The sequence below is a fragment of the Desulfoluna butyratoxydans genome, assembly GCF_900699765.1.
Lineage (GTDB): Bacteria > Desulfobacterota > Desulfobacteria > Desulfobacterales > Desulfolunaceae > Desulfoluna > Desulfoluna butyratoxydans.
Window position 1 is genome coordinate 148,656 of sequence record NZ_CAADHO010000001.1, and the last position, 25,460, is coordinate 174,115.

Below are 25,460 nucleotides of genomic sequence, written 5' to 3' on the forward strand. Positions count from 1 at the left end.
CCCGTTTTGTTTCGACATCTGCATTTCAAGGCCTGGCTGGCCGCCCTTCTCTTGACCGTTGCGGCCTGCACCCCCTTTGCGCCCAAGCAAACAGGCCCGGCTCCCCTGCCCCTTCCGGAGCGCTATACCCTCTACCCCCAGGACGCCCCTGCGGAAGGGAACCGCTGGTGGCTCTCCTTTGACAATGAGGAACTCAACGGGCTCATGGACGACGCCCTTGCGGACAGCCTCACCCTTCAGGAGGCCTGGGCCCGCCTGAAACAGAGCGCGGCCCAGCACAGGGTCAAAGGAGCGGCCCTTTACCCGACCCTTTCCGGGGAAGGCGGGGCTGAAACAACATGGCGGGGAGGAGACGACACCTCCGAGGAGAGCACCGATTCCGTCTCCCTGGGCCTTGCAGCCTCCTACGAAGTGGACCTCTGGGGCCGCCTTAAGTCCCTGGAAGAATCCGAACGCCAGCGCCTTCTGGCCAGCCGGGCCGACGTGGAGACCGCAGCCGTCACCCTCACCGGAGAGGTGGCGGAGACCTGGGTGGCGCTGGTGGCCATCCGAAACGAAATCGCCCTGGTGGAAGAGCAGATGGATCTCAACAAGACCCTGCTCACCGCCCTGACGTGGCGGTTTGAAAATTCCCTGGTCTCTGCCGTGGACGTGCTGAGGCAGAAGAAAGTCATTGAGCGCCAGCTCTCGGAGCTGCCGTCCCTCCGGCTGCAGGAGAGCCGCCTTGAATACAGCCTGGCCCTGCTCCTGGGCAAACCGCCCGGAGCAGCGCCTGCCGTCCGTACCACCGCCCTGCCCGACGTGGGCCCCCTTCCGCCCACGGGGCTCCCGGCGGATCTCCTGGCCATGCGGCCCGATGTCCGGGCCGCGGGCCTGCGGCTCCGGGCCGAGGAGTGGGAAATCTCCGCGGCCCGGGCAGACCGCCTTCCCGCCCTCTCCATCACGGGCAGGGCCAAGTACACCTCAGACGGGGTGGATACCCTTTTTGACAACTGGCTGGCCAACCTTGCCGCCAACCTCACCGGCCCCATCTTCGATGCGGGCAAACGCAAAGCCGGGGTGGAAAAGGCGCAGGCCCAGGCGGAAGAGCGCCTTGCCACATACCGCCGCACCGTGCTGACGGCCCTGTCCGAGGTGGAAAACAGCCTTGTGGGCGAGGTGCGGCAAAAAGAGACCGTTGCCGCCCTCACCCGGGAAGTGGAAACCGCCCGGATCACCCTGCTCGAAGCAGAGAACCAGTACACCCAGGGGGTTTCCGACTACGTCAACCTCCTTGACGAGCTCAAGGACCTCCAGGAGCTTCAGAGAAAACTGGTCCAGGAAAAAGCCCGCCTCGTCAAAGAACGCGTCGCCCTGCACCGGGCCCTGGGCGGCAGCTGGCCCCAGGACCTTGCCCCTGAACCGGCCCGTGACACCGCCACCGCCGAAGGTACCAACGAACAGACCAAGGGAGTCCCCACCGAATCATGATCCGCACCCCTCAACCGAACCCAAAGGCCCCGTTGTCCCCTCTCCTTGTGCGTGTGGGCCTGCCCCTTTTCATCCTGGCAGCGGCCTTTCTCCTGGCAAGCCACCTCATGGAGACCCGGCCCAAAGCCGAAAAACGCCCCCGCACCTCCCTGCCCCCCCTGGTGCGCTGGGAGGAGACCCAACTCAGCGACCACCCGGTGACCGTTACGGCCATGGGTACGGTGCGCGCCTCCTCCCAGATTGACCTCAAGGCCCGGGTCGGAGGCCAGGTGGAGTGGCTCGCCCCCGCCCTTGTGCCCGGGGGACGATTCAAAAAAGGGGATGTCCTGGTCAAACTCGACAAGGCCGACCTGGACATCTCCCTGGCCCTGGCCGGGGCAAAGGTCCAGCAGGCCCGGGCAGACCTCTCCCTGGAGCAGGGAAGCCAGGAGGTGGCCAGAAAAGAGCTGGCCCTCATGGAGACCACCATGGGCCACAGGGTAAAAGACCAGTCCCTGGCCCTGCGGCTGCCCCAGCTTAAAATTGCCGAAGCAAACCTCGCTTTGGCCGAGGCTGACCTGGACAAGGCCCTCCTGGACCTGGCCCGGAGCGAAATCAGGGCTCCCTTTGACGGCATCGTGCTCGCCCGCAGCGCCTCCATGGGCACCCTGGTCACAGAGGGGCAGACCGTGGCCACCCTTGCCTCGGATGCGGTCTGGTGGGTGGAAGCGACCCTGCCCGTCTCAAACCTGGCCTGGCTCCGTATCCAAAAGGACAACAACGGCCAGGCAAGCCGGGCACGCATCCTGCCCCGCAGCGGAGGGACATTTCAGGGGCAGCTGCTGCAGGTCCTGGGCGATTTGAACGACACCAGCCGCATGGCCCGCGTGCTCATCGAAGTGGCCGACCCCATGGAACAGGCCGCTGCCACGGGTGCCCCGCCCCTGCTGCTCAACAGCTACGTCACCGCGGAGCTGGAGGGCACCCCTCTTCGCGGCATCATCGCCCTTCCGGACCGGGCCCTCCGGGACGGAAACGAGGTGTGGGTGGCCGATGGAGAGACCCTGCGCATCCGCACGGTCCGCATTGCCTGGCGGGAAGGAGCCACGGTCTTCACGGACCGGGGCCTGTCCCCGGGGGAACGCGTGATCCTCTCGGACCTCTCATCCCCTGCCGACGGCATGAAGATCCGCACCGGAGAAAAAAAGCCTCCGGCGGCAAGGTGAGCCACCCTGAAAGCTGGTTGCCGCTGCGCGTTCCCCTCGTTCCTCGGGATAAAGCGCAGGGGCATTCTTTGACCATTTACTTAGCGCCTGAGCCCTAACCGATGAACGCTGTGTTACCCACGGGCAAAACCCCGGAGCATGTGCATACCTGGGGTCCAGGGGCCCAGTCCCCGGCCGCCGGCGGCATGGCGTTTTGTCGGATTTCATTGTCCAACCACACAACGATACGCAGGTTTTTTTCATGACACACGATCCCAACCGAGACCCGGGCCGAGGCCCCATCGCCTGGATGGCGGGCAACGCCGTTGCCTCAAACCTTCTCATGGTGGTCCTGCTTGTGGGCGGCCTCATTGTGGGGGCCTCCATCAAGCAGGAGGTCTTCCCCGAGTTCGACCTGGACTTTGTCAACATCAGTGTCCCCTATCCCGGCGCCAGCCCCGAGGAGGTGGAGCGCGGGGTCTCCCTGGCCGTGGAAGAGGCGGTTCAGGGCATCGACGGAGCGGCCGAGGTCACCGCCGTCTCGTCCGAAGGGGGGGCCACCATCTCTGTGGAAGCCCTGGAAGGGGCGGACATCCAGCAGCTTTACCGGGACATCGAGCGGGAAGTGGATGCCATCACCTCCCTTCCCGTGGACGCGGAGAATCCCAAGATCGCCATTGCGGCCCGTCACCGGGAGGTGATCTCCTTTGCCGTCTACGGGGACCAGAAGGACTCGGTTCTCAAAGAGCGGGCCGAAGAGTTCCGCGCCCGGCTTCTGGAGTCCCCGGCCATCACCCAGGTGAGCCTTGAAGACATTCGCGACCGGGAGATCCAGGTGGAGATCTCCGAAGCCGACCTGCGTCGCTACGGCCTCACCCTGGCCGAAGTGGCCCGCCGTATCCGAGACGCCTCCGTGGACCTGCCCGGCGGCAGCCTGAAAACCGACGGAGGCGAGCTCCTGGTCCGCATGAAGGAGAAGCGCTACACCAACGAGGCTTACGCCTCCCTGCCCCTCATCACCCTTGCCGACGGTTCCCGCATCACCATAGGGGATGTGGCCACCGTGCGGGACGGGTTTGCCGAGACCACCCGATACGCCACCTTCAACGGCTCTCCGGCCGTCATGGTGGAGGTCTACCGGGTGGGGGAACAGACCCCCATCGATGTGGCCGAAGCAGCCAAAGCAACCCTGGAGCAGTTCAGGCAGACCTTGCCCGAAGGGATCTCCGCGGCCATGGTGCGGGACCTCTCCGAGATCTTCAAACAGCGCGGGGAGCTGCTCATCAAAAACGCCTTCATCGGCCTGGCCCTGGTCTTTATCATCCTGGCCGTCTTCCTTGAGATCCGGCTGGCCTTCTGGGTCTCCCTGGGCATCCCCATCTCGTTTCTGGGGGCCTTTCTCGTGCTGCCCTTTTCGGATTTTACCATCAATATCGTCACCATGTTCGCCTTCATCGTTACCTTGGGCATCGTGGTGGACGACGCCATCGTGGTGGGGGAAAACATCTACCACAAACGGCAGCAGGGCATGGGCCTGCTCCCGGCGGCCGTGGAAGGGGCCCGGGAAATTGCCAAGCCCGTTGTCTTCAGTGTGCTCACCAACATGGTGGCCTTCATGCCCATCTACTTTGTGCCGGGCTTCCTGGGCAAGATCTTCAAGAGCATTCCCATCGTGGTGATGATCGTTTTTGCCATCTCCCTGGTGGAGAGCCTCTTTATCCTGCCAGCCCACCTGGGCCACAGCCGCCGGGAAGGCTTCGGCGGTTTCCTCAAACCCCTGTCCGATGCCCAGAGCCGGTTCAGCAACGCCTTCACCCGCTTTGTGGACCGCCGCTACGGGCCCCTGCTCTCCCTGTGCCTCCGGCATCGCTACGTCACCCTGGCCACGGGGGTTTTCATCCTGGCCGTCACCGGCTCCTGGGCCCTGTCCGGCCGCATGGGCATGGAGCTCTTTCCCCGCATCGAGTCCGACTACGCCTACGCCAACCTCACCCTGCCCTACGGCACCCCGGCCACCGAGGTGGACCGCCTCGCAGGCCTTGCCGTTTCCGCTGCCAAGGAGGTGGTGGAAGACAACGGCGGAGAGACTCTCTCCCGGGGGATCCTCACCCGCATCGACGAAGAGGAGATCCGCATCCGCATCCTCCTGACCCCGCCGGAGGTCCGTCCCATGAGCACCACCGAGGTGACCCGGGCCTGGCGCGAGCGCGTGGGAACCCTTCCGGGTGTGGAGTCGGGTCTCTTCGAGGCAAACCGGGGAGGACCGGGATCCGGCAAGGGCCTGACCATCGAGCTGCGGCACCGGGACACCGACACCCTGGAGCGGGCCAGCCGTAAGCTGGCCGAGGAGCTGGCCCTGTTCCCCAACGCCCGGGACATCGACGACGGCTCCTCCACCGGCAAGATGCAGTTCGACCTTGTCATGCGCCCGGAAGGCGAGCGCATGGGATTTTCGGCCGAAGAGATCTCCCGGCAGGTGCGAAACGCCTATTACGGAGTCGAAGCCCTGAGGCTCCAGCGCGGCCGGGACGAGGTCAAGGTGATGGTGCGCCTCAAAGGAGAAGAGCGCAAAACCGAAGGGGACCTCTTCAGCCTGACCCTCCGCTCCCCCGAAGGCATGGAAGTGCCCCTGAACGAAGCCGTGGACATGAGCAGGGGACGGGCCTACACCACCATTTACAGACGGAACCAGAAACGCATCACCGATGTCACCGCCAACATCATCCCCGAGGCTGAAGCCGGGCAGGTGGCCAGTGCCCTGGAAGACGGGGGCCTGGCCGACCTCGTGTCCGCCACCCCCGGCCTTACCTACGTCTTCCAGGGCAAACAGGCCGACCTCAAGGAGAGCGTCGAGAGCCTGATCCAGGGGCTGCTCATGTCGCTGATTCTCATCTACGCCCTTCTGGCCGTGCCCTTCAGGAGCTACTCCCAGCCCCTGATCATCATGATCTGCATTCCCTTCGGCATCATCGGGGCGGTGATGGGGCACCTGCTCATGGGCTACTCCCTTTCGGTCATGAGCCTCTTCGGCATCGTGGCCCTGGCAGGGGTGGTGGTCAACGATTCCCTGGTCTTTATTGACTTTTCCAACCGAAAACGCCAAGAAGGGATGGCCGTGGTCGACGCGGTGAAGGCGGCGGGCATCCAGAGGTTCCGGCCCATCCTCCTCACCACCGTCACCACCTTCGGCGGCCTGGCCCCCATGATCTTCGAAACGTCCAGGCAGGCACGGTTCCTCATCCCCATGGCCATCTCCCTGGGGTTCGGAATCGTCTTTGCCACCTTCATCACCCTGCTTCTCGTCCCCAGCCTCTACATGATCCTGGAGGACATCAAAGCACTTGTGGGCCGCACCGAAGCGTCCACAGACACCACCACCGAAGAGGTGCCGAGGTTGTAAGGTCCCGGCACAGGCCCGTTTTTCCACAACACCACCAGACCAGAGGAATCATCAGACATGCTCACTCGGAAAACACACTTTTTTACGTTGCTGCGACGCCTCCCCCTGACCTGCCTGCTCCTGGCCCTGACGGTCCCCGCTGCCTGGGGGGGAAATCCCATGAAGACGCCCACCCCCGGCTTTGTGGGTGACATCACGCTCATGCCCGGGGTAATCCACGCCACCAAAGCCCTCAACGATGTCGGCGACGACAACGAGCGCATCGACAGCCTGGACCAGTCGGCCTCCTCGGAGACAAAGGTGATTCCCATCGCCCTGTGGCACCTTAACTACACCTTTGACAACCTCAGGACAGAACTTTTCGCGGGCACACCCACCTCCAATATTGTCAAAGGGACCTACTTCCTTGAAGTGGGCGCCCGGCACCGCCTGGACAACGGCACCGCCTTAAGCCTCGCCTGGATTCCCGAGCTTCCCCTCATTGACGACGAGGTGTGGAAAGACCCCTTCCTGACGGGGGTGGACAGGGAAGAGACCGACCGGACCTCCCAGGGGGTCCAGGTCAAGGCGGATTCCATCCTGGGCTCCCCCTTTTTTGTGAGCTATGCCTTTGCCGTCAACGACATCGATGAAGAGGAGTCGGGCCAGTCTTTCATCACCGAAGGGGGAGACCCCTTAAGCGACGAGGAGCTGTCAAGCCTCAGGCGCTCCAGTGAAGCCCACCTCATCGAGGCGGGGCTGACCCTTCCCGTGAGCAGAGCCCTGATCCTGGGCGCCACTGTGGACGCCCTCCGCAACGAGGCCGACGGAAACGCCCACCAGTTCGACCAGTTCGGGGGAAAACTCTCTGCGATCTTGCGGTTCCCAGCCTGCAAGGCCTTTTCCACCGTCTCTTTCCACCAGGCGAACTACGACGAAACCCACCCGGTCTTTGAAAAAAAACGGGAAGACACCTCCTACAGCGCCTCTCTGGGCCTTGAAATGCCCCTGCCCGTGGAGGACCTTTCCTTCTCCCTGCTCATGAGATACGCCCGTACAGACTCCAACATCGACTTTTACGAGGGCGATGCCGTGATGGGCGGCATGGGCGTCAGCTATCGATTTTAGACATGATGCAACGGGGTTGTCCCTGCCGGGCCGGTAAAAATCCATTTTGACAGGGCCTGCATTCCTGCTTTAAGATAATGGATTGTGAATCCGGCCCGGCTGTTTCCCTTCGCCCTAACCCCTGATCAGGCAGGTGCCATGACTTATGCATACGATCCCATGAACCGACCCTTCTCTGTGATGAGCATCAACCTCCGCTTCGGCCTCGCCGACGACGGTGACAACTCCTGGGAACACCGGCGCAGGGCTTACGGCCCTTTGTTTACCGCCACGCGCCCCGATTTCATCGGCATGCAGGAGGCGAACAACTTCCAGACCCGGTACCTCGCCCAGCTCCTGAAGGACTACCGGTTTGTGGGGGTGCGGAACCCGTCGCCCACAACCTGGCAGAACAACCTGATTTTTTACCAGAAAGAGTGGACCTGCCTGAGGCACACCCATTGCTTCCTGAGCCACACGCCCCATGAGGAGAGCCAGCTTGAGGGAAGCCAGTGGCCCCGCCAGTGCGTCATCGGAGAGTTTGAACGGGACGACGAGCGCGTGGTCTGCGTCACCACCCACTTTGATTTTGACGAGGGGGTCCAGAAACAGAGCGCGGACCTGATCCTGGGGTTCCTGGAAGATTTTCCCGGGGATGTTCCCATGGTCATCACCGGCGACTTCAATGCCCCGCCCGAAAGCCCCGCCCATGAAGCCTTTCAGTCTGGAGGATTCAAAGACAGCTTTGCAGGCGAGCACTCCTCCACCTTCCACGGATTCACCGGAAACGACCTGGGAAAACATATTGACTGGATTCTGTACAAGGGAGGGCTGAAGGTGATGGATGCAGAGGTCATCAAGCATCCCTTCGAGGGAATCTATCCTTCGGATCACTACCCCGTGGTGTGCCGGTTTACCTGAGTCGGCGGAAGCAACGGAGACTAGCTGCCAAAAACAAAAAAACCGCCGAAACCGGCGGTTTTTTAATCAGAAAAACGGGAAGAAAGAGGAAGAGCTGATATGATCCGTTCATGACTCATGGCCATGACCTCTATACGACTCAGTTAGGCAGGATGGACAAGGCAGGACTCTCCCCCCGTCTTCTAAACTTTCCCGTTTTGTATTTTTTGTTTCGGGGGAGGGAGTTGCAGGACATCTTGTCTATCCATTCCGCTCAGCTCAGCGTCCAACACCCTGCGAGGTCGGCTCCGAATCCGTTACAGATCCTCCCCCCAAGACGGCCACCGGATCGACCGGTTATCTATTTGGTCACATCCATTCTCTGCTCAGCCCCATGCCGCACAACCAAAAACAAATCAGTTCAGCACAACAGCGATCAGGCAATCCGGTAAGCATTGCGTCCCCTGAGACATCTCAGCCGGGGAGTAAATCAACAGCAATGTGCCCCCTTTTTCAAATGTGATTTATACAGACTGCCTGACAAAATCAACCCTCGTTGATGAGGTATTTAATGGGTATGATACATACCCACAACAGCGAAACCCCTTGAAACCCGGGGTCCCCTGAAATTGTAAGGGTTTTCCCATCCCACGGCCCTGGCGCCACCAAACCCGGGGCATACCCAAAAGTGACCGACGGTTATTCCACGGATGGCGACGGCTGAGAGGTCGAAAGAAGGGCCCTCAGGTTGGTTTTCGAGTGGGTAAGCCCCAACTTCCGGCGGATATTTTTCCGGTGGGTTTCGATGGTCTTCACGGACAGGGAGAGGATATCGGCAATCTCTTTGTTTGTCTTGCCTTCACGGATCAGGTTGGTGATCTCGATCTCCGACGGGGTCAACTGAAGCTGGTAAGAGGGTGCCGTCCGCACCAGGGGCCGTGCAATGGTGCTGAGGTTGTTCTCCACCACCTCCAGGTAGGCCATCTGGCGTGGCCCCAGCCGGGTGGCTTTGAGCTTCTCGATCCACGGATGGATCATCTCGCGGATGGTAAACAGGATCTCCTCTTCCAGGGCCTGTTTGTCCCCGCTGCGCTTTTTCAGGAGCACCTCCAGGGCGGTGTTCATCTCCTCAAGGCCCACGGTTTTGCGCTGCAGCTCCTGCTCCCGGTTGCGAAGCGTCTCTTCCACAAGGGCCACGCGGGTGACGTCCCGGACAAAGGCCACCACCCCCTCCCCCCGGCAGCAGCGCATCATGCGGGCCTCGTAGTAACGTTCGTCCCCTTCCAGTTCCAGGGAGTACTCCAGGGTCTGACGCTCCCCGGTCCGGATGGCCGTTTCGCAGACAGCGGTGATCTGCCGTGCCAGGGCCTCGGGGAGCACATCAAACACACTCCTCCCCATGAAGCCCTCGGGTGACCGGTACAGGGGCAGGCCCATGGCGGCGTAGTCCGTGAACACCCCGTCCCGGGACAGGGTAAACATCAAATCGGGCAACCCCTTGATGAGTCGGCTGCTCTCTTCAAGCTGCTGTTTCAGGCGTGCGTTCTCCCTTCGGAGCGCATCCAGTTCATTCATGGTCCCTGCCTCACATGGTCCCCTTGCCCATGGCCGTAAAGGGCGCAAGGGGAGTATCGGTTAAGGGCTATGCCCTAAAATAATGATACATAACGATGCTCCGCCTCAAATTCGTTCTGTGCCGAAGCAACGATCAAAAAATCATGCTGAGGACCCATGGGATGATCCCATCCTGTGTAATGTATTCTTGGCATGGCCCTTAACAAACGTCTGGCCCCCGGCAAAGCCGCCAAGGGCATACCATGGGCCCTTCGGTACCCCGGCCCGTCAGCCTTATGTAGGAAAGGCCCTGCGGCCTGTCAAGCAAGACCCGCTCACAAACAAGGGGTACCCGAAATGTGTGTGGGACACAGCGTGTTGACCGGAGGTATTCCAGAGCCACGCCTGAAAACACCTTACACAACAAAAACCCGCATCGGCCCATTGCCGACGCGGGTTTGTCTATGCCAGTTTTTCACGGGCAGCATCCCTACCTGGGGTGTCTGAGGTTCCTCACTCGAAGGTCCCAGTTCCAGACGCTCATCATCCCGCCCATGAGCATCTTGTCCACGTTATGGACAAACATCGTATTGCCCCTGACCTTGCCCAGCACCTCCACATCCTGGCTCACCAGAACCTGCTTGGCTCCGCGCCTCATGTTGGAGAGAAAGTAAGTGCTGCCGTCTTCGGCCACCAGCACGAAGTCCCGCTCCATGGAGATGCGGGGATCCTTGATGTCTGTGGGACAAACGGTTTCATTAATCACGCAGCTTGCCCCCATGATCTTCCCCTTGACCAGCATTATCTCGGCAAAGGCGGGGGACGTCGAAAAGATGGCCAGAATCGGCAGTACCAGGAAAAGCACGTTCACTCGTCGGGTCATGATCTGTCTCCTTAGGTTGTTGGGGGTCCATAAGCCTACATGAGCGGGGCGCCTGAAGGGGCGCAGTCCGCAGGTGGATCACATCATGGGTTCCCTGAAAAACGCTGAAGAGAGGAAAGGGGCCGGGAAAATACGCAAGGGGCCATCTGAAGTACTTCCCATTATCAGGGAAAGATCCCGTTATGTCAATTATTCCCGCAGGGTGAACTCACCCCGAAAAAGCACCGTCCCCGGCTTTTCATTTGCCGGATATGGTGGTATAGCCCTCTTTTGTAAGGACCGCCCGGGACCCTATCGGCAGAGTTTCCGCCACCGGCACTTACGGGCACCATGCGCCTGACTTTTTATGGTATGTAGGTAGCTGTTATGAGTGTATTTGAAATCGCCATGCTGGTCTGCTTCGGTTTTGCCTGGCCCGCCTCCATCTGGAAATCCTGGACCTCGCGGAACAACTCCGGAAAAAGCCTTCAATTTCTCTGCATTGTCCTCGTGGGCTATGCAGCAGGCATCACCCACAAGCTTCTCTACAGCTTTGATGCCGTTATCATCCTCTACGCCATCAACGCCCTCATGGTCACCACTGACATTGCTCTGTGGTTCCGCAACGGGCGGCTGATGAAAGGGGACGCTGCCGCGGATTTCTCCGCTCAAGCCCCCCGTCCCCACGCCCATGGGTAAAAGCCCCCTTTACGGGACCCGTCACACCGAATAACGCCTCGCCCACGGTGAGGTCCACAGGATGTCCTGTGCCCGCCCACTGCATTTTTTCTATACATCTTCCTCGTTTTTAGCTATTTACTATCGTTTGTTATATTAACACCGTTCATTAATCAAGAGTTTCGTGCACCGTATAAATTATCGCGTCGACAGCAAACCAGCTATTCACACCACATAAACGTATCAACATGTCACAGGAGGAAGATGTGAAAACGCAGAATGTTGTGATGGTAAGCGCCTGCCGAACCGCCATCGGCAAATTCCAGGGAGCCCTGAAAAACGTCTCGGCACGGGAGCTCGCCGTGCATGTGGGCAAGGAAGCCGTCGCCCGCGCAGGCATCGACGTGGAAACCATCGACGAACTGGTCCTTGCCCAGTGCCTTCCCGGCCTGCAGGGGTCCCTGCCCGCCCGCCAGGTCTCCAAGCGCATCGGGTTCTCCGATGCCAGTAGCGCCGTTTCCATTAACCAGAACTGCGGCTCGGGCATGCGCGCCGTGGAGATTGCCGCCCACAGCATCATGCTGGGCAAAAACGACATCGTCATGGCCGTGGGGGCCGAGAGCATGACAGGCGCCCCGTACATGCTCCCCAAAGCCCGTTCCGGGTACCGCATGGGCCCCGGTTCCATCGAGGACTCCATGCTCTTCGACGGTCTGGTGGACGAACTGGCGGGGGGCCACATGGGCACCACCGCGGAAAACGTGGCGGAAAAATACGGAATCACCCGGGAGGAGTGCGACGAGTTGGCCCTCATGAGCCACACCCGTGCCCTGGACGCCATTGCCGCCGGTCATTTCAAGCGGGAGATCGTCCCCTATGAGATCGTCACGCGAAAAGGGACCACGGTCTTCGACACAGACGAGCACCCCATCGCCGGCAGCACCCCCGAGAGCCTGGCCAGGCTCAAGCCCGCCTTCAAAAAAGGGGGCGTGGTCACCGCGGCCAACGCCTCGGGCATCAACGACGGCGCAGCAGCAGCCATCTTCATGAGTGAAGCCAAGGCCAAAGAGCTCGGCATCCGGCCCCTGATGAAACTCATCAACACCGCCTGTGCGGGCGTGGACCCCAAACTCATGGGGCTGGGGCCCGCCGTTGCCATCCCCAAGGTGTTGTCCGGCACGGACATGAACTTTGACGATGTGGAGTACTGGGAGATCAACGAGGCCTTTGCCGCCCAGTTCCTCGGCGTGGGCCGCATGCTCCGGGAAGACCACGGCATGGCCCTCTCCATGGGCAAGACCAACCACAACGGCTCGGGCATTGCCCTGGGCCACCCCGTGGGCTGTACCGCCCTTCGGATTCTGGTAAGCCTCTACTACGAGATGGAGCGCCTGGACCTCACCGTGGGCGGGGCCTCCCTGTGCGTGGGCACGGGCCCTGCCATCGCCTCCCTCTGGACAAGGGAAGTGTAAGGCCGTATAACGGATTCAGAAAGCATACATGAAAGGGCTCGCCGCTTCCCCCCGCCTTCACCGCGCCGCAGGGTCCGGCGACCCCACATGATATCCCCGGCAGCCGCCTTCCCCAGGGGGCTGCCGGGACCACATCATCAACCTCCCCTTGTCCATGCATCTTCTGGAGCCGCCTGTGAAAACCTTTGCCCTTTGGTTCGCGTCCTTGTTTGTGTCTGACCACACCCTCACCACCAACCCGGATGTCCGGGCACGCTACGGGGTCCTGGAAGGGTGGGTGAGCATCGTGGGAAACGCCCTTTTGTTTGCCGTCAAGCTGGTCATCGGCCTCTCCGTGGGAAGCGCAGCCCTCATCGCCGACGCCATCCATACCCTCTCGGACTCCGCCACCTCGGCCGTTGTCATCGTGGGCTTTACCATGTCCCGGAAACCCTCGGACAGCGAGCACCCCTTCGGCCACGGCCGCATCGAACCGGTGGCCACCCTCATCATCGCCATTCTCCTGTTTGTGGCCGGGTTTGAACTCCTCAAGCACAGCATCACCGCCACCCTGAACCCCACCGTGGCCAAGGCGAGCTACGGAGCCATCGCCATCGTCGCCGGCACCGCCCTGTTCAAAGAACTCATGGCCCGTTTTTCCTTTGCCCTGGGGGATCTCATCGACTCGGACACCCTCAAGGCCGACGCCCTGCACCATCGAAGCGATGCCTTCTCCACCCTGCTGGTGGTGGTGGCCCTGGGCGCGTCCCATCTGGGCTATGCCCAGGTGGACGGCATCATGGGCATCGGGGTCTCCCTGGTGATTTTCGCCTCGGCCTGGGGCATTGCCCGGGAAGCGGTGAACCCCCTCATCGGCGAAGCCCCCTCCCAGGCCTTTCTGGATGAAATCGAAGGGGCCTGCCGCAGCGTCACCGATGTGCTGGGGGTCCACGACATCGTCGTCCACAACTACGGAGAGAACCGCATCGTCTCCCTGCACATTGAGGTGTCCCACCACCTCTCGGCCCTTGCCATCCATGAGATCGCCGAAGATGTGGAGCAAGCCGTGGGCCGCATTACAGGCGGCATGGTGGTGGTCCACATGGACCCCATCAACCGGGACCACCCCCACTACCACACCGTACTCACCGAAATCCAGAAGGTGGTGGCCGAAGACGAACGGGTCCTCACCTTCCACGACCTGCGCATCGTGGGAGCCACCCTGGACCGCGGCACCATTTTGTTCAACATCACCCTCAACAACAGCGACCGCCCTGCGGACCAGCGCGAGGTCCTCAGGGAGACCCAGGAAAAAATTCAAGCCCGGTTCCCGGGCCTCGATCTCCTCATTAAAATCACCCCCATGTTCAGCTACAACCCCTAAAGGAGACGCCACATATGTCCACCATACCCGAACGACACGATATACCCGATGCCCACAAATGGGACCTGTCCCCCATGTTCGCCGACGACGCGGCCTGGGAGACCCTCTTCAGGGAAACCGAGGCCCGGATTTCGGGCTACAAAGCCTACCAGGGCCGCCTGGGAGAGTCGGCCTCGGTGCTCAAAGAGGCCATCGATTACGACCTTTCCGTCAACCGGTCCTTAGAACTTCTCTACACCTACGCCCACCTGCGCAACGACGAGGACAAGACCAACCCCGACTACGACGGCCTCTTCCAGAAAGCCGTCAACCTGTACTCCCGCATTGCCCAGGCCTCCAGCTTCTTCACCCCCGAGGTCCAGGCCATCGACAGCGCCACCATGGACGGGTTCCTTGCCCATAAGGAGCTGGCCGGGTACCGGTTCTTCCTGGAGAAGATCCTGCGTTTCAAACCCCACACCCGAAGCGAAGAGGTGGAAGAGCTGCTGGCTATGTCCGCCGAAGCCATGGCAGCCCCTTCCCGCATCTTCAGCCAGCTGGACAACGCGGACCTGCGCTTCGGCACCATCGAAGACGAGACCGGCACCCCCCACGAGCTCTCCCACGGGAATTTCATCGCCTTTCTCATGAACCCGGAACGCAAGGTGCGTAAAAACGCCTTTGCCACCTACTACTCAGCCTACGAGGCCCACAAACACACCATTGGTGCCTCCCTGTCCGCAGCCATCAAAAAGGACCTGTTCATCTCCAAGGCCAAGCGATTCGACGCCACCCTCTCCCGGGCCCTGTTCACCGACAACGTGGACAAAGAGGTCTACACCGGGCTCATCGACAGCGTCCGCAACGGCTTTGCCCCCCTCTTCGACTACCTGAACCTGAGGAAAAAAGCCCTGGGCGTCGACGCCCTTCACATCTACGACACCTATGTGCCCCTGGCCTCGGACGTCTCCTTTCACATGGACTACGACGAAGCCGTGGAGGTCACCCTGGCCGCCCTGGCCCCCCTGGGCACGGCCTATGTCGACACCCTGAAACAAGGGCTCACCGGCGGCTGGGTGGACCGGTATGAAAACCGGGGCAAGCGGAGCGGGGCCTATTCATCGGGCTGCTACGACTCCAACCCCTACATCCTGCTCAACCACGACGCCAACAGCATCAACAGCCTCTTTACCCTGGCCCACGAAGCGGGCCACTCCATGCACTCCCACTACTCCCGCACCACCCAGCCCTACATCTACGGGGACTACACCATCTTTGTGGCCGAAGTGGCCTCCACCTTGAACGAGGCCCTCCTCGGCCGATACCTCCTGGAAAAATACAAGGGGGACAAAAAGATGGAGACCTACATCATCAACCGGGAGATCGACAACATCCGGGGGACCCTCTACCGCCAGACCATGTTTGCCGAGTTCGAGATGCGCATCCATGCCATGGCCGCCGACAACCAGGCCATCACCCTCGAAACATTGACCGACCTGTACGGCAGCCTGCTCGCCGATTACTTCGGAGACACCCTGGTGATTGACGAGGCCCTGAAGCTGGAGTGCCTGCGCATCCCCCACTTCTACTCCTCCTTCTACGTCTACAAATACGCCACGGGCATCTCCGCGGCCCTGGACATTGCAGGGCGCATCATCAAGGGAGAAGAGGGAGCGGTCTCCCGCTACATGGAATTCCTCACCCTGGGTGGCAGCATGTTCCCCGTGGACGAGCTCCGCGTGGCCGGGGTGGACATGACCCGCCCGGACCCGGTGAACAACACCATCGCCCATTTCAGTGGCCTGGTGGACCGTTTGAAGGCCCTTCTGGCCTGATCCGTCTCACAGACCCCGCCCCCGGCCCCCAGGCCGGGGGCATTGCTCCCCTGCCTGCGTCATCCCTTTGTTCCTCCTCGCATCCATCCGCATTTTCAGGTATAGTGTTTTTAATCACCCCTAAAAAAATTCAACAGGGCCCGCCCCGCCACCGACCAATGCGTCGAATGCCATGGGGATCAGCCCCATACGTCTGCGGATAAACGCCATACCCATTGCCAGGAGGTACCCATGGACGCCATCAAGCAGGATCGCCGTTTCAACCGGGCTCAAACACGCCAGGAATCCCTGACCAATCTTCTCAACTACACCAAGATTTACGGCGGGTTCGCCCACGCCATCATCCTGCGCAGTGGTGAGATCGTGGCCCGATCGGATCAGGCAAACCAGGCCACGGGCATGAAGGACATCGCCCTGATCCTGGAAAAAACGGCCGGGTACCTCTCCAAGGCGGCCGCCTACCCCGACATCCAGGCCATCACGGCCCAGACCTCCAGGGGGGACAGCGTGGCCTGCTACTTTTTCAAGGCGGACAACGGAACCCCATGCGCCATCGTGGTTCTTTCCAAAACCCGCATTCCCCCTTCCGCCGACAAAATCTTCGCCCGGGCCGCCAACGGCTACGAGCGCATCCTGCGGACCACCACAAGCTGAATAAGCCCGTTTGCCGTGCCCCGGCCCGTTTTGCCGGGGACATGGCCACCCCCTGCCCTGCCGCCTTCTCAGGCAACCTGCCGGTATCCCCTCATTTTTTCCAATATTCCCTCTTGAATCAAACCGCCGGAGTATGCTTTAAAGATGAGGCATTTACACGTCATGTGCGGTATCCCGATTCAAACCACCTCGCTCACATCCACCCACAGAGCCGGACCCAAGGGACCAGGGAGACTTGTATGATAGAAGTAAACCAGGAACGCCGGATCAAACGCTCGAACAACCAGAGAGAAGCCCTCGACAACCTGCTGGACTACACGCGGCTCAAAGGAGGATTCAGCCACGCCCTCATCGTCGATGACGACGGAGAGCTGGTGGCGGCCTCCACCCCCAAGGGCAACGCCGCATCCATCGGCCCCATGGCCTGGGTGCTCCAGCGGGCCGCAGCCACCCTTTCAGGCCCCGTGGACTTTACCCAGGCCGAAACCGTGATCATCCAGGTCTCCGACGGCAACAGCCTGGCCTGCCACTTCATCCGGGGCCGGATCACCGGAGCCATCCTTGCCACAAGCCAGGGGAAATTACCCCCCTCAACGGAAAAAATCCTCGCCGGTGCCGCCGAGAGCTACCTCCGCATCATGACAAAACGCTGACGGATTTGCCGGCCATCGTCTGTCCGTGCCCCGCAAAACATCCGTGTTTAATGTCCCCGTCCTGTGATATAGGACCGATCAAAACCGTTTTTTCTTGCGACACAACCACCAGCAACCCCAGAGACAGACGCAGCAACCATGGAACAGCCCCCCTTACTGACGCCCATCGGCACCGTGCACTCCTGCTTCACCGAGAAATTCGGCGTTCCCCGGCAACCGGGCATCGTCGCCGAAGCCGTGGGGCACATCGAGCTCATTCCCCCGTACAACCGCGCCGAGGCGGTGCGTGAGCTGGAGGGATTCTCCCACATCTGGGTGATCTTCCTCTTTGACCGGTCCACCCGGGGAGAGTGGAAGCCCACGGTGCGACCGCCGCGCCTGGGGGGCAACAAAAAAATCGGGGTCTTCGCCTCCCGGTCCAATTTCCGGCCCAACCCCGTGGGCCTCTCTGTGGTGCGCCTCCTGTCCGTGAGTGAAGAGAAGGGCAAAATCCTCATCCACGTCAAGGGCCTCGATATCCTGGACGGCACCCCGGTGCTGGACATCAAGCCCTACATCCCTTATGTGGACGCCGTCAGCGATGCCACCGGGGGATTTGCCGATCACAAGCCCGAACCGAAGCTTTCAGTAAGCTTTTCCCCGGAAGCAGAACAGGCCCTGGCAAGACTCTCGGAAACCGCCTACCCCAACCTCAAGGGGATCATCACCGGGGTGGTGGAGCAGGACCCCCGACCGGCCTATTACGACACCCGAAAAAAAGATGCCTCCTTCGGCTTCTGCCTCTGGGACCTGAACATTCGCTGGAGCGCCGAAGGCACCCATGCCACCATCACGGAGATCACCCGATGAGCGATCCTTTTCCATGGGACGATGAGAACGCCCCGGAGGCGTCACCAAAGCGCCCCCAGAAAATCACCGACATCGACTACAGCGAAAAGCGCCCCGGAAAGGCCGACATCTTTCTGAACGGGAAAAAAGCCTTCAGCATGAACGCCTTTGACGCCGCCCTTCTGGAACGCGGCTCCGTCATGGACCCCGCCGAGGTCGAAAAAAGGGCCTTTGAAGACGAAAAGCAGCGCTGCTGGGCAAGCACACTGCGCCTGTTGGGGGTGCGCTCCCGAAGCCGGGCCGAACTCATGCGCCGCCTCCGGGAGAAAAAATTCTCCAAAAAAGCCGCGGAGCTCTCCCTTGACCGTGCCGAAAAAGCAGGCTTTATCAATGACGAGGCCTTTGCGCGGGAGTGGATCGACTCCCGCCTGAGAAACCAGCCCAAGGGGCGCTACCTGCTCAAGCAGGAGCTCCGGCTCAAGGGGGTCGATGAAGCCCTCGTCGACCGCCTCCTTGAAGAGGGCCTGGATGAAACCGCCGCCGCCCTCACCCTGCTCCGCAAAAAAGCCTGGAAGTGGAAAAAAGCCGAGCCCCCGGTGTTCAAACAAAAGGCCTACACCTTTCTGGCCGGAAAGGGATTTACCTTTGATATCACACGGGAAGCCGTCGACCGATTCCTCCGGGAGAAGGAAGAGGAAGAGCAGGACTAACCGTTATTCCTACCCTGCCTGTTTCCTCTTTTTGCTTTCTGATTCTCCGCAGTATCCATGCCTATTTTCCTTGCTCTTTCACCCTTCCATTGGTATGCATGATGATTTGATCCACACAACGTGATGCGGGGTGGCGCCTTTCGTGCGCCCCAAAAATAGTACGGTCGGTAAAGAGCCAGGTACCCGACTGGTGCGGCAACACGGTTTGACCCCGCGCAGAGCAAAAAAGCGATTTTCACGGGTCCCACATGTTCACGGGCCCGATTTTCACGGTTCAAGGGGGCAGCAATGGAATTTGAAAGTGTTCTGGAGGTTCAAGAGAGGCTGGAGTCCCAGCGGTATATCTCCTCACGGGAGATTGCAACGGTGGTCTACCTGGCCGTGGCCATGGAAAAACCCATCCTGGTGGAGGGCCCTGCAGGGGTCGGCAAAACCGAGCTGGCCAAAAGCATCGCCAAGGCCCTTGAGCGGCCCCTGATCCGCATGCAGTGCTACGAGGGCCTGGACGAGTCCAAATCCCTGTACGAATGGGAATATGCCAAACAGCTCCTCTACACCCAGATGCTCAAGGACAAGATCAACGACATCGTCTCGGATACCACCAGCCTGGCAGGGGCCGTGGATGAGATCGCCGCCCACGAAGACGCCTTCTTCTCGGAAAAATTCATCCAGACAAGGCCCTTACTCACCGCCATCAAGTCCGAAGATCCCGTGGTGCTCTTGATCGACGAGATCGACAAGTCCGACCCCGAGTTCGAAGCCTTTCTCTTGGAGCTCCTCAGCGATTTCCAGATCTCCATCCCGGAGATCGGCACCATCACCGCCACCACCAAGCCCATCGTTTTCCTGACCTCCAACAACTACCGGGACATGAGCGACGCCCTCAAGCGGCGCTGCATCCACCTCTTCATCGACTACCCCAACATCGAAACCGAGATGGACATCGTGCGCATCAAGCTCCCGGACATCGACGAGACGCTCCTGGAAAAAATCGTCACCATCGTCGCCAAGATCCGGGACATGGACTTAAAGAAAAAACCGTGCATCTCCGAGACCATCGACTGGGCCACCGCCCTTCTCACCCTCCAGATCGAAGACCTCTCCCCGGAGATCGTGGCCACCACCTTGAACCCGCTGCTCAAATACAAAGCGGACTACGAGCTGGTAAAACGAAACATCTCCGATCTGTTGCCCAATTAGAAACAGGTGATAGGGAATTAGGTAGAGAGGTGGCAGACCGGCATTTTTCCTCGCTTCTGCGATGGGTATATCAATGACCGAATCACCGAGACAATAATAACGGGCGCAGCCCGTCAGCGCATGTGACGAACCCGAGGAACGAGGGGGAGGAGCATGTGCGAACCTGGGGTGCAGGGGATGTATCCCCTGCCGCTGGAGGCATCCATGGTCAATCTGACATTACGATTTGTAAACTGTTGCCGGGCAGCGGATTTAAGGGTCTCCACCGCCGAGGTGCTGGACGTGGTCCGGCAGCTGGCCATTGTGGATCCCTTTGACGAGTTTCAGTTCTACACGGTGCTGCGGACCAACTTTGCCAAAAGCCACCGGGACCAGGACCGCTTTGACCGGCTCTACAACCTCTTTTTCCACGAGATGCAAAACGACCTCACCGGCGCGGAGGTCACGCCGGAGAGCCAGGGGTTCGATGAGGTCGTCGCCCGCCTGGCCGAAGAGATGGAGGCCGACGGGGACGCCATGAGACAGGCCATCCTCGATTTCATGGCCGGAAAGCCCCTGGACTACCTGGACCTCATCAACAAGCTCCACACCCAGGAAGAACAGGCCTCAACAGGCCTGAAGTCCAACATGACCCAGCTCTCCAGCCGCCTGGAGGTGATGCTCAAGATCAACCAGATGAAGGAGAAGGTGCTCCAGTTCCTCGGGGGCAACCACGCCGTGGTGGACGACTCGGTGAGGGCAAGTATCGAAGAGGAGTTCACCCGCCGCTTAGAGAGCGCCTACGACATCCTCACCAAAGAGCCCAAGACCAAGAACTCCGGCCTCAAGACCGTGGCCCACAACGAGGAGCACTACGACGAAATCGGCCAGGTTCCCTTCTCCTCCCTCTCCGACGACGAGATCGAAGAGGTGCGGGACGTGATCCGCCAGCTGGTGAAAAAACTCGAAGAGATCGCCACGCTTCGCTACTCCGTGGCCAAGAAAGGGGAGATCGACGTCAAGAAGACCCTGCGTCGGGCTGGAAAATACCTGGGCATCCCCATCGAAATCATCCGAAAAGACAAGCCCCTTCGGAAAGGGAAAATCGTGGTGCTCTGTGACGTGTCGGGCTCGGTGTGGTCCACGGCACGCTTCATGCTCAACATCCTGTATGCCCTGCAGGAGTGCTTCAGCAAGGTAAAGAGCTTTATCTTTGTCTCGGAGCTGGCCGAGGTCACCGACCACTTCATCGAAAAAGAGGTCAACGACGCCATCGAGGCCATCATGAAGGACGCCCCCATCAACTACTACGCCCAGACCGACTACGGCATGGCCTTCCAGACCTTCAAAAACGACCACCTCCAGGACCTGGACAAAAAAACCACCCTCATCATCATCGGCGACGCCCGCTCCAACTACCAGAACCCCCAGGACCACATCTTAAGGCAACTCCGGGACAAATGCCGCCGCATCATCTGGCTCAACCCCGAACAGGAAAAACAGTGGACCGAAGGCGATTCCGAGATGTACACCTACAAAGCCCACTGCCACGAAGTCCGCGCCTGCGGCAATTTAAATCAGCTTGTTGATTTTATTCAGGAGTTGGTGCTTTAAAAAACAGGCTATAGAAGATAGGGAAATAGGTTGTCGGTACGTGCGAATCCGGTCCAACATCCCGACGCCGACCCCATGCGTCACACGGTAGGGTGCGGCTCCCGCACCGCCCGACGCCACGCAGACCACCGGCGCCACACCCCCAACACGCACCGCCTGATACCACGAAGACCAACGGTACGGCTACGCCCTCACCAAAACCACCGTGATGTTGTCCCGCCCCCCATGCCGGTTGGCGGCATCTACAAGCGCCTGGGCTTTCCACGCCATCTTTTTCTTTTTCATCATCACCCCCCGGATCTCCTCTTCGGGCACCATGTCCGTTAAGCCGTCGCTGCACAGAAGGAGAAAATCGCCCTCTTCAAGGGATTCGGTAGCCATGAAAAGATCGTCCTCGGTGAGATCTTGCCTGACCACCAGGGCTTTTGTGAGGACATGGCTCCGGGGGTGGGTTCGAAGCTCTTCCTTGGTGAGGGCCCCGCTTGTGTAGAGAGGCCAGATCTCGGAGTGATCTTCGGTGAGCTGGCGAAGGCAACCGTTTCGGAAAAGATAGGCCCGGCTGTCGCCCATGGAAACCAGGCTCAGGAGACCGTCCCGCACGTGGGCGGCCACAAGGGTGGTGCCCATGCCCTTGTAGGCGTCATGGGCCTCAGCCAGGGCGTAAAGCCGTGCGTTGGTCTCGCAGGCCAGCTCAGCCAGGCGCCGAACCGGCGGGATCTCTTCCTTGGGATCCCCATAAAAATCCCGGGCCAGCCACCCTGAAGCCAGGCTGCTGGCCACCTCTCCTGCCTGGCCGCCCCCCATGCCGTCACACAGCAGGTAGAGCCTGCCCCCCGCGTCAATTTTTTCATCCGTAATCGCCCAGGTGGCATCTGCCTCGGGGATAAAAAACGAATCCTCGTTGTGGGTGTACTTTTTCCCGATGTCGCTTTTCGCTGCATGGAGAGAATCCTCTCCCTTCAAAAAAGAAAACATAACGCGTCCATCTCTCTGGTCTGCCCACGGCAAAAAAACCATAGGAAATCCAAACTATTCAGTCCCCGGAAGAGCCGCCCGAGGCAAACGGGTGCTGAACAGTAACAGCCCCTGTCTTCACCAACACCCCACGCCCTATCTCCTATCTCCTATTACCTATTACCTACTTACCGTCTCACACCTTTTTCCCCCAGATATAGATTCCGTTCAGGGTTTTTTGGTCTGTGACGTACCGGCCTTTTCCCCAGCTGAAGTCGAGCTTGATTTTGATGCTGATGCCGCACGGGGTGGTCTTGGTGCCTTTGAGTTCGGCCCTGAGCCACTTTCGCCCTTTGTAGCTGTCCGTGGTGGGCTTTTTGGCAACGGTGACCTCAAACCCGTTGTCTTTGAGAACCTTTAACCAGTCGTTGTAGGATTTGTCGTGGTCAAACCCCATGGCCACAAGACTCTCGTGGAGCATGTCGCCTTTGCTGAAGGGCAGGTAATCCACCATGCCGGAGTCTTTGTCGTACCAGAAGTCGATGCCGTCCACGGTGTAGTATAGGTAGGGCTTGCCCGTATCGTCGTCGATGCTTTTGCACTGCACACCCGCGGCCCGTAAGTCCCTTACCGTGCTGACGCCCAGGGTGATGCCGTTCATGGGAAAGAGGCAATCGTCCGTGTTTTTCTCCAGGATGAGGTCAAGCCTGGTGTCGCCCTTGCCATCCAGGGTAACGGATCGTGAGGCGACCCGATAGGTTTCGGCACTGGCCACCACCGTGTAGCGCCCCGGGGCAAGGCGCATGCCCGGCGAATAGGACGCGTTGGTCCCCTTGATCCGAATGGTGGCATCCTTGGGCGTGGTAGACACGTAAAGACGTGGCATGGCAACCAGGTCAATGGAGAGGTTTTCGGATTCACCCGCTTTAAGGGTCACCTTGCGCTCCACGGGCATGTGGTTCTCGGCGGTCACCAGCACCTTGTAGGCACCGGCTTTCAGCCGCACCCCTGGGCTGTAGGTTTCTTTGATCCCCTTCAGGATGACCCGGGCGCCTTCGGGTCGGGTCGTCACGGTGAGGCTTGCGTAAGGCTCCAGGCGCAGGCTCACCCGCATCTCGCCGCCGCCTTCGGTGATCATCACCGATGAGGCCTCGGGGATATACCCCTCATGTGTCGCGCTGATGTCGTAGGTGCCCGGCGTCAGCCGGATGCCCGAAAAAAAGGCGGGACGGATGTTGGTAATCTTTACCTCTGCACCCTGGGGCTCGGTCTCCACAAAGAGGCGGCACCCGTCCAGCAGGGCGTCGGTGTCGTAGGCCACGATGCCTTCGGCCCTCTCCGGGTACTTGCCGATGAGCTCGTTCCAGGCCGCGGCCTGAAGGCTTCTCCCCTCTTCGGTGGCCACCAGCCCCTTGTAGGTGGCGATGTCCTCTTCCAGGCGCTTTCTGGCCCAGACCTCTTTTTCCTCAATGAGGGCGGTCATGGCTTCTGCCTTGGCCCGTTTCTCCTTGATCAGGCCCAGCATGGCCTTGGTGCTGTCTCCTTCAAGGGGTTGGCCGGAATCCATGCGGGCTTTCATGTCGCTCACGGCGGTTGAAAGACTGGAAATCTCCTCACGGCAGGCGGCAATCTTCACGTCTTGCTGCTCAGGAAAGGAGAGGGTTGCCATGTCCACCGCCCCCTGGGAGCTTTTTTTCTCCGCAACGGGATCCGACGGATCCCCCCCATCGCCCATGAGGGCAATGCCACCGACGGCAAGGACCATCACAATCAAAGCGGCTGCCACGAGGCCCAGGGTTTTCTTGCCTTTGGGTTCCTGTGACCCTGCGTCACGTGGGAGCTTCGATGCGGATGCAGGAGAGACCGTCTTGCCCTCAAGGGCTGCCAGCACCTCTTCAAAGCTCCGGTATCGAGCCGAGTACTCCTTTTCCAGGCACCGCAGGACAAGGGCATTCATGGACGTACTGCCCCCTTTCAGGGGTGGCACGGCTTCGTTGAGGATCTGATGCTCGATGGCGCCTTTATGAAAGGGCGGATGGCCGGAGAGAAGTTCGTAGAGCAGGGCCCCGAAGCTGTAGATATCGGACTCGCGCCCCACGTCCCGCCCCCTCACCTGTTCCGGTGCCATGTAGAGAAGGGTCCCGGACGAGCTGGAGTTGGCGATGCGGCTCATGGAGCTCTTGACGGTTTCGGAGATACCGAAATCCGTAACCTTGGGGGTGCCATCCGTGGTGATGAGGATATTCTGGGGTTTGATGTCCTTGTGGATCACCCCCTTTTCGTGGGCGTAGGAAAGGCCCCGGGCAATGCCCTCGGCAACCTTTGCCACCTCGGCTTCCGGGAGCGTTTTGTCCGGGGCATCCATCTTCACCTCGGTGAGGCTCTTGCCGTCCACGAACTCCATGTCGATGTAGGTAACGGCCCCCCGGTCCTGGAACTCAAAAATGCGCACAATGTTGGGGTGGTTGAGCTTGGCCATGGTCACGGCTTCCTTGCGGATGCTCTCCATGGCCTCAATGTCCGAAGCCACGGCCTCGGGCAGCACCTTCAGGGCCTTGTCGCACTCCATCTTCCGGTCATGGACCCGGTACACCGCCCCAAAGCCCCCCTGGCCGAGCTTTGCCCTGACTTCATAGCGATCATCGATGACGTGCCCTTCGGGCAGCTGCTCCAGGTTCACCACGCCGTAGGCAGGGGCCCCTTTCACCACCGTCTTGTACGGATCCACCGCTCCGGTTCCGCTGCCGTCTCCCCCTGCCGCCGTGGAGCCCACCGGCGTGCCACAATGGATGCAAAACTTTCCCCCAGCATCCAACTCCTTGCCACACGAAGCACAAAACGCCATCACCCCTCCAGTATCCCATATAAAGTTGACGCATCACTAGTACAAAAGAGCCTCCGGCGGCCCTGCCGGGGGCCAAACTTTTGAAAAGTTTGACAAACAGGTCTTGATAGCTTTGGCATGAATTCCAGCTATTTTGACTGTTCTAATTTTTCTGCTCACTCTCTTCGTTTTCTGCCCCTGCGGGGCAGAAAACGAAGAGAGTGAGCAACCGGAAAATTTTTTGCGGAGCTTTTTTTCAAA

General features: G+C 60.2%; 19 protein-coding genes. 15 read left to right on the forward strand and 4 right to left on the reverse strand.

Annotation, left to right across the window (positions count from 1 at the left end; translation table 11 throughout):
• The first annotated feature begins 6 nt into the window (after positions 1 to 6).
• From MSL71_RS00755 to MSL71_RS00775, 5 genes are all read left to right on the forward strand, one after another.
• Positions 7 to 1,470, forward strand: coding sequence for an efflux transporter outer membrane subunit (locus tag MSL71_RS00755; RefSeq protein ID WP_180136771.1), 1,464 nt, complete (start codon positions 7 to 9; stop codon positions 1,468 to 1,470).
• The gene (locus MSL71_RS00760; protein WP_180136772.1) at positions 1,467 to 2,675 is read left to right on the forward strand and encodes an efflux RND transporter periplasmic adaptor subunit; all 1,209 of its coding nucleotides are present in this window, start codon (positions 1,467 to 1,469) and stop codon (positions 2,673 to 2,675) included. The genes MSL71_RS00755 and MSL71_RS00760 overlap by 4 nt, the downstream gene beginning before the upstream one ends.
• A 241-nt stretch (positions 2,676 to 2,916) precedes the next feature.
• Entirely contained in the window at positions 2,917 to 6,054 is a 3,138-nt protein-coding gene (locus MSL71_RS00765; protein WP_180136773.1) for an efflux RND transporter permease subunit, read from the forward strand.
• Positions 6,055 to 6,111: 57 nt separating this feature from the next.
• Positions 6,112 to 7,161: a DUF2860 family protein gene (locus tag MSL71_RS00770; protein ID WP_180136774.1), complete on the forward strand. Its 1,050-nt coding sequence runs from the start codon at positions 6,112 to 6,114 to the stop codon at positions 7,159 to 7,161.
• 138 nt (positions 7,162 to 7,299) lie between these two features.
• On the forward strand, positions 7,300 to 8,061 hold the full coding sequence (locus MSL71_RS00775; protein ID WP_246317678.1) for an endonuclease/exonuclease/phosphatase family protein: 762 nt from the start codon (positions 7,300 to 7,302) through the stop codon (positions 8,059 to 8,061).
• A gap of 678 nt (positions 8,062 to 8,739) precedes the next feature.
• Here the strand turns inward: MSL71_RS00775 and MSL71_RS00780 are convergent.
• On the reverse strand, positions 8,740 to 9,615 hold the full coding sequence (locus MSL71_RS00780; protein ID WP_180136775.1) for a helix-turn-helix transcriptional regulator: 876 nt from the start codon (positions 9,613 to 9,615) through the stop codon (positions 8,740 to 8,742).
• A gap of 469 nt (positions 9,616 to 10,084) precedes the next feature.
• Entirely contained in the window at positions 10,085 to 10,477 is a 393-nt protein-coding gene (locus MSL71_RS00785; protein WP_180136776.1) for a hypothetical protein, read from the reverse strand.
• 366 nt (positions 10,478 to 10,843) lie between these two features.
• Here MSL71_RS00785 and MSL71_RS00790 point away from each other — a divergent pair, with 366 nt between their 5' ends.
• From MSL71_RS00790 to MSL71_RS00835, 10 genes are all read left to right on the forward strand, one after another.
• Positions 10,844 to 11,155, forward strand: a complete 312-nt coding sequence (locus MSL71_RS00790; protein ID WP_180136777.1) for a hypothetical protein — start codon at positions 10,844 to 10,846, stop codon at positions 11,153 to 11,155.
• A 245-nt stretch (positions 11,156 to 11,400) separates the two neighbouring features.
• Complete coding sequence (locus MSL71_RS00795) at positions 11,401 to 12,606, forward strand: thiolase family protein (RefSeq protein WP_246317679.1); 1,206 nt, start codon at positions 11,401 to 11,403, stop codon at positions 12,604 to 12,606.
• A 175-nt stretch (positions 12,607 to 12,781) separates the two neighbouring features.
• Entirely contained in the window at positions 12,782 to 13,969 is a 1,188-nt protein-coding gene (locus tag MSL71_RS00800; protein ID WP_180136779.1) for a cation diffusion facilitator family transporter, read from the forward strand.
• 14 nt (positions 13,970 to 13,983) lie between these two features.
• Positions 13,984 to 15,783, forward strand: a complete 1,800-nt coding sequence (pepF, locus tag MSL71_RS00805) for an oligoendopeptidase F (protein WP_180136780.1) — start codon at positions 13,984 to 13,986, stop codon at positions 15,781 to 15,783.
• A 231-nt stretch (positions 15,784 to 16,014) separates the two neighbouring features.
• Positions 16,015 to 16,437, forward strand: a complete 423-nt coding sequence (locus MSL71_RS00810) for a hypothetical protein (RefSeq protein ID WP_180136781.1) — start codon at positions 16,015 to 16,017, stop codon at positions 16,435 to 16,437.
• A gap of 239 nt (positions 16,438 to 16,676) precedes the next feature.
• A complete protein-coding gene (locus MSL71_RS00815) occupies positions 16,677 to 17,090 on the forward strand; it encodes a roadblock/LC7 domain-containing protein (RefSeq protein WP_180136782.1) in 414 nt (137 codons plus the stop codon).
• Between the two features lie 138 nt (positions 17,091 to 17,228).
• The gene (gene tsaA / locus MSL71_RS00820) at positions 17,229 to 17,939 is read left to right on the forward strand and encodes a tRNA (N6-threonylcarbamoyladenosine(37)-N6)-methyltransferase TrmO (RefSeq protein ID WP_180136783.1); all 711 of its coding nucleotides are present in this window, start codon (positions 17,229 to 17,231) and stop codon (positions 17,937 to 17,939) included.
• Positions 17,936 to 18,628, forward strand: coding sequence for a regulatory protein RecX (locus MSL71_RS00825; protein WP_180136784.1), 693 nt, complete (start codon positions 17,936 to 17,938; stop codon positions 18,626 to 18,628). Before tsaA ends, MSL71_RS00825 begins: the two co-directional genes overlap by 4 nt.
• A 288-nt stretch (positions 18,629 to 18,916) precedes the next feature.
• The gene (locus MSL71_RS00830; RefSeq protein ID WP_180136785.1) at positions 18,917 to 19,828 is read left to right on the forward strand and encodes an AAA family ATPase; all 912 of its coding nucleotides are present in this window, start codon (positions 18,917 to 18,919) and stop codon (positions 19,826 to 19,828) included.
• A 204-nt stretch (positions 19,829 to 20,032) separates the two neighbouring features.
• Entirely contained in the window at positions 20,033 to 21,421 is a 1,389-nt protein-coding gene (locus MSL71_RS00835) for a vWA domain-containing protein (RefSeq protein WP_180136786.1), read from the forward strand.
• 183 nt (positions 21,422 to 21,604) lie between these two features.
• Here the strand turns inward: MSL71_RS00835 and MSL71_RS00840 are convergent, their stop codons facing one another.
• Both MSL71_RS00840 and MSL71_RS00845 read right to left on the reverse strand, forming a co-directional pair.
• Complete coding sequence (locus MSL71_RS00840) at positions 21,605 to 22,396, reverse strand: protein phosphatase 2C domain-containing protein (protein WP_180136787.1); 792 nt, start codon at positions 22,394 to 22,396, stop codon at positions 21,605 to 21,607.
• Positions 22,397 to 22,571: 175 nt separating this feature from the next.
• Positions 22,572 to 25,220 carry a serine/threonine protein kinase gene (locus tag MSL71_RS00845; RefSeq protein WP_180136788.1) on the reverse strand — a complete coding sequence of 883 codons (2,649 nt, stop codon included), beginning with the start codon at positions 25,218 to 25,220 and terminating at the stop codon, positions 22,572 to 22,574.
• Between the last annotated feature and the right edge of the window lie 240 nt (positions 25,221 to 25,460).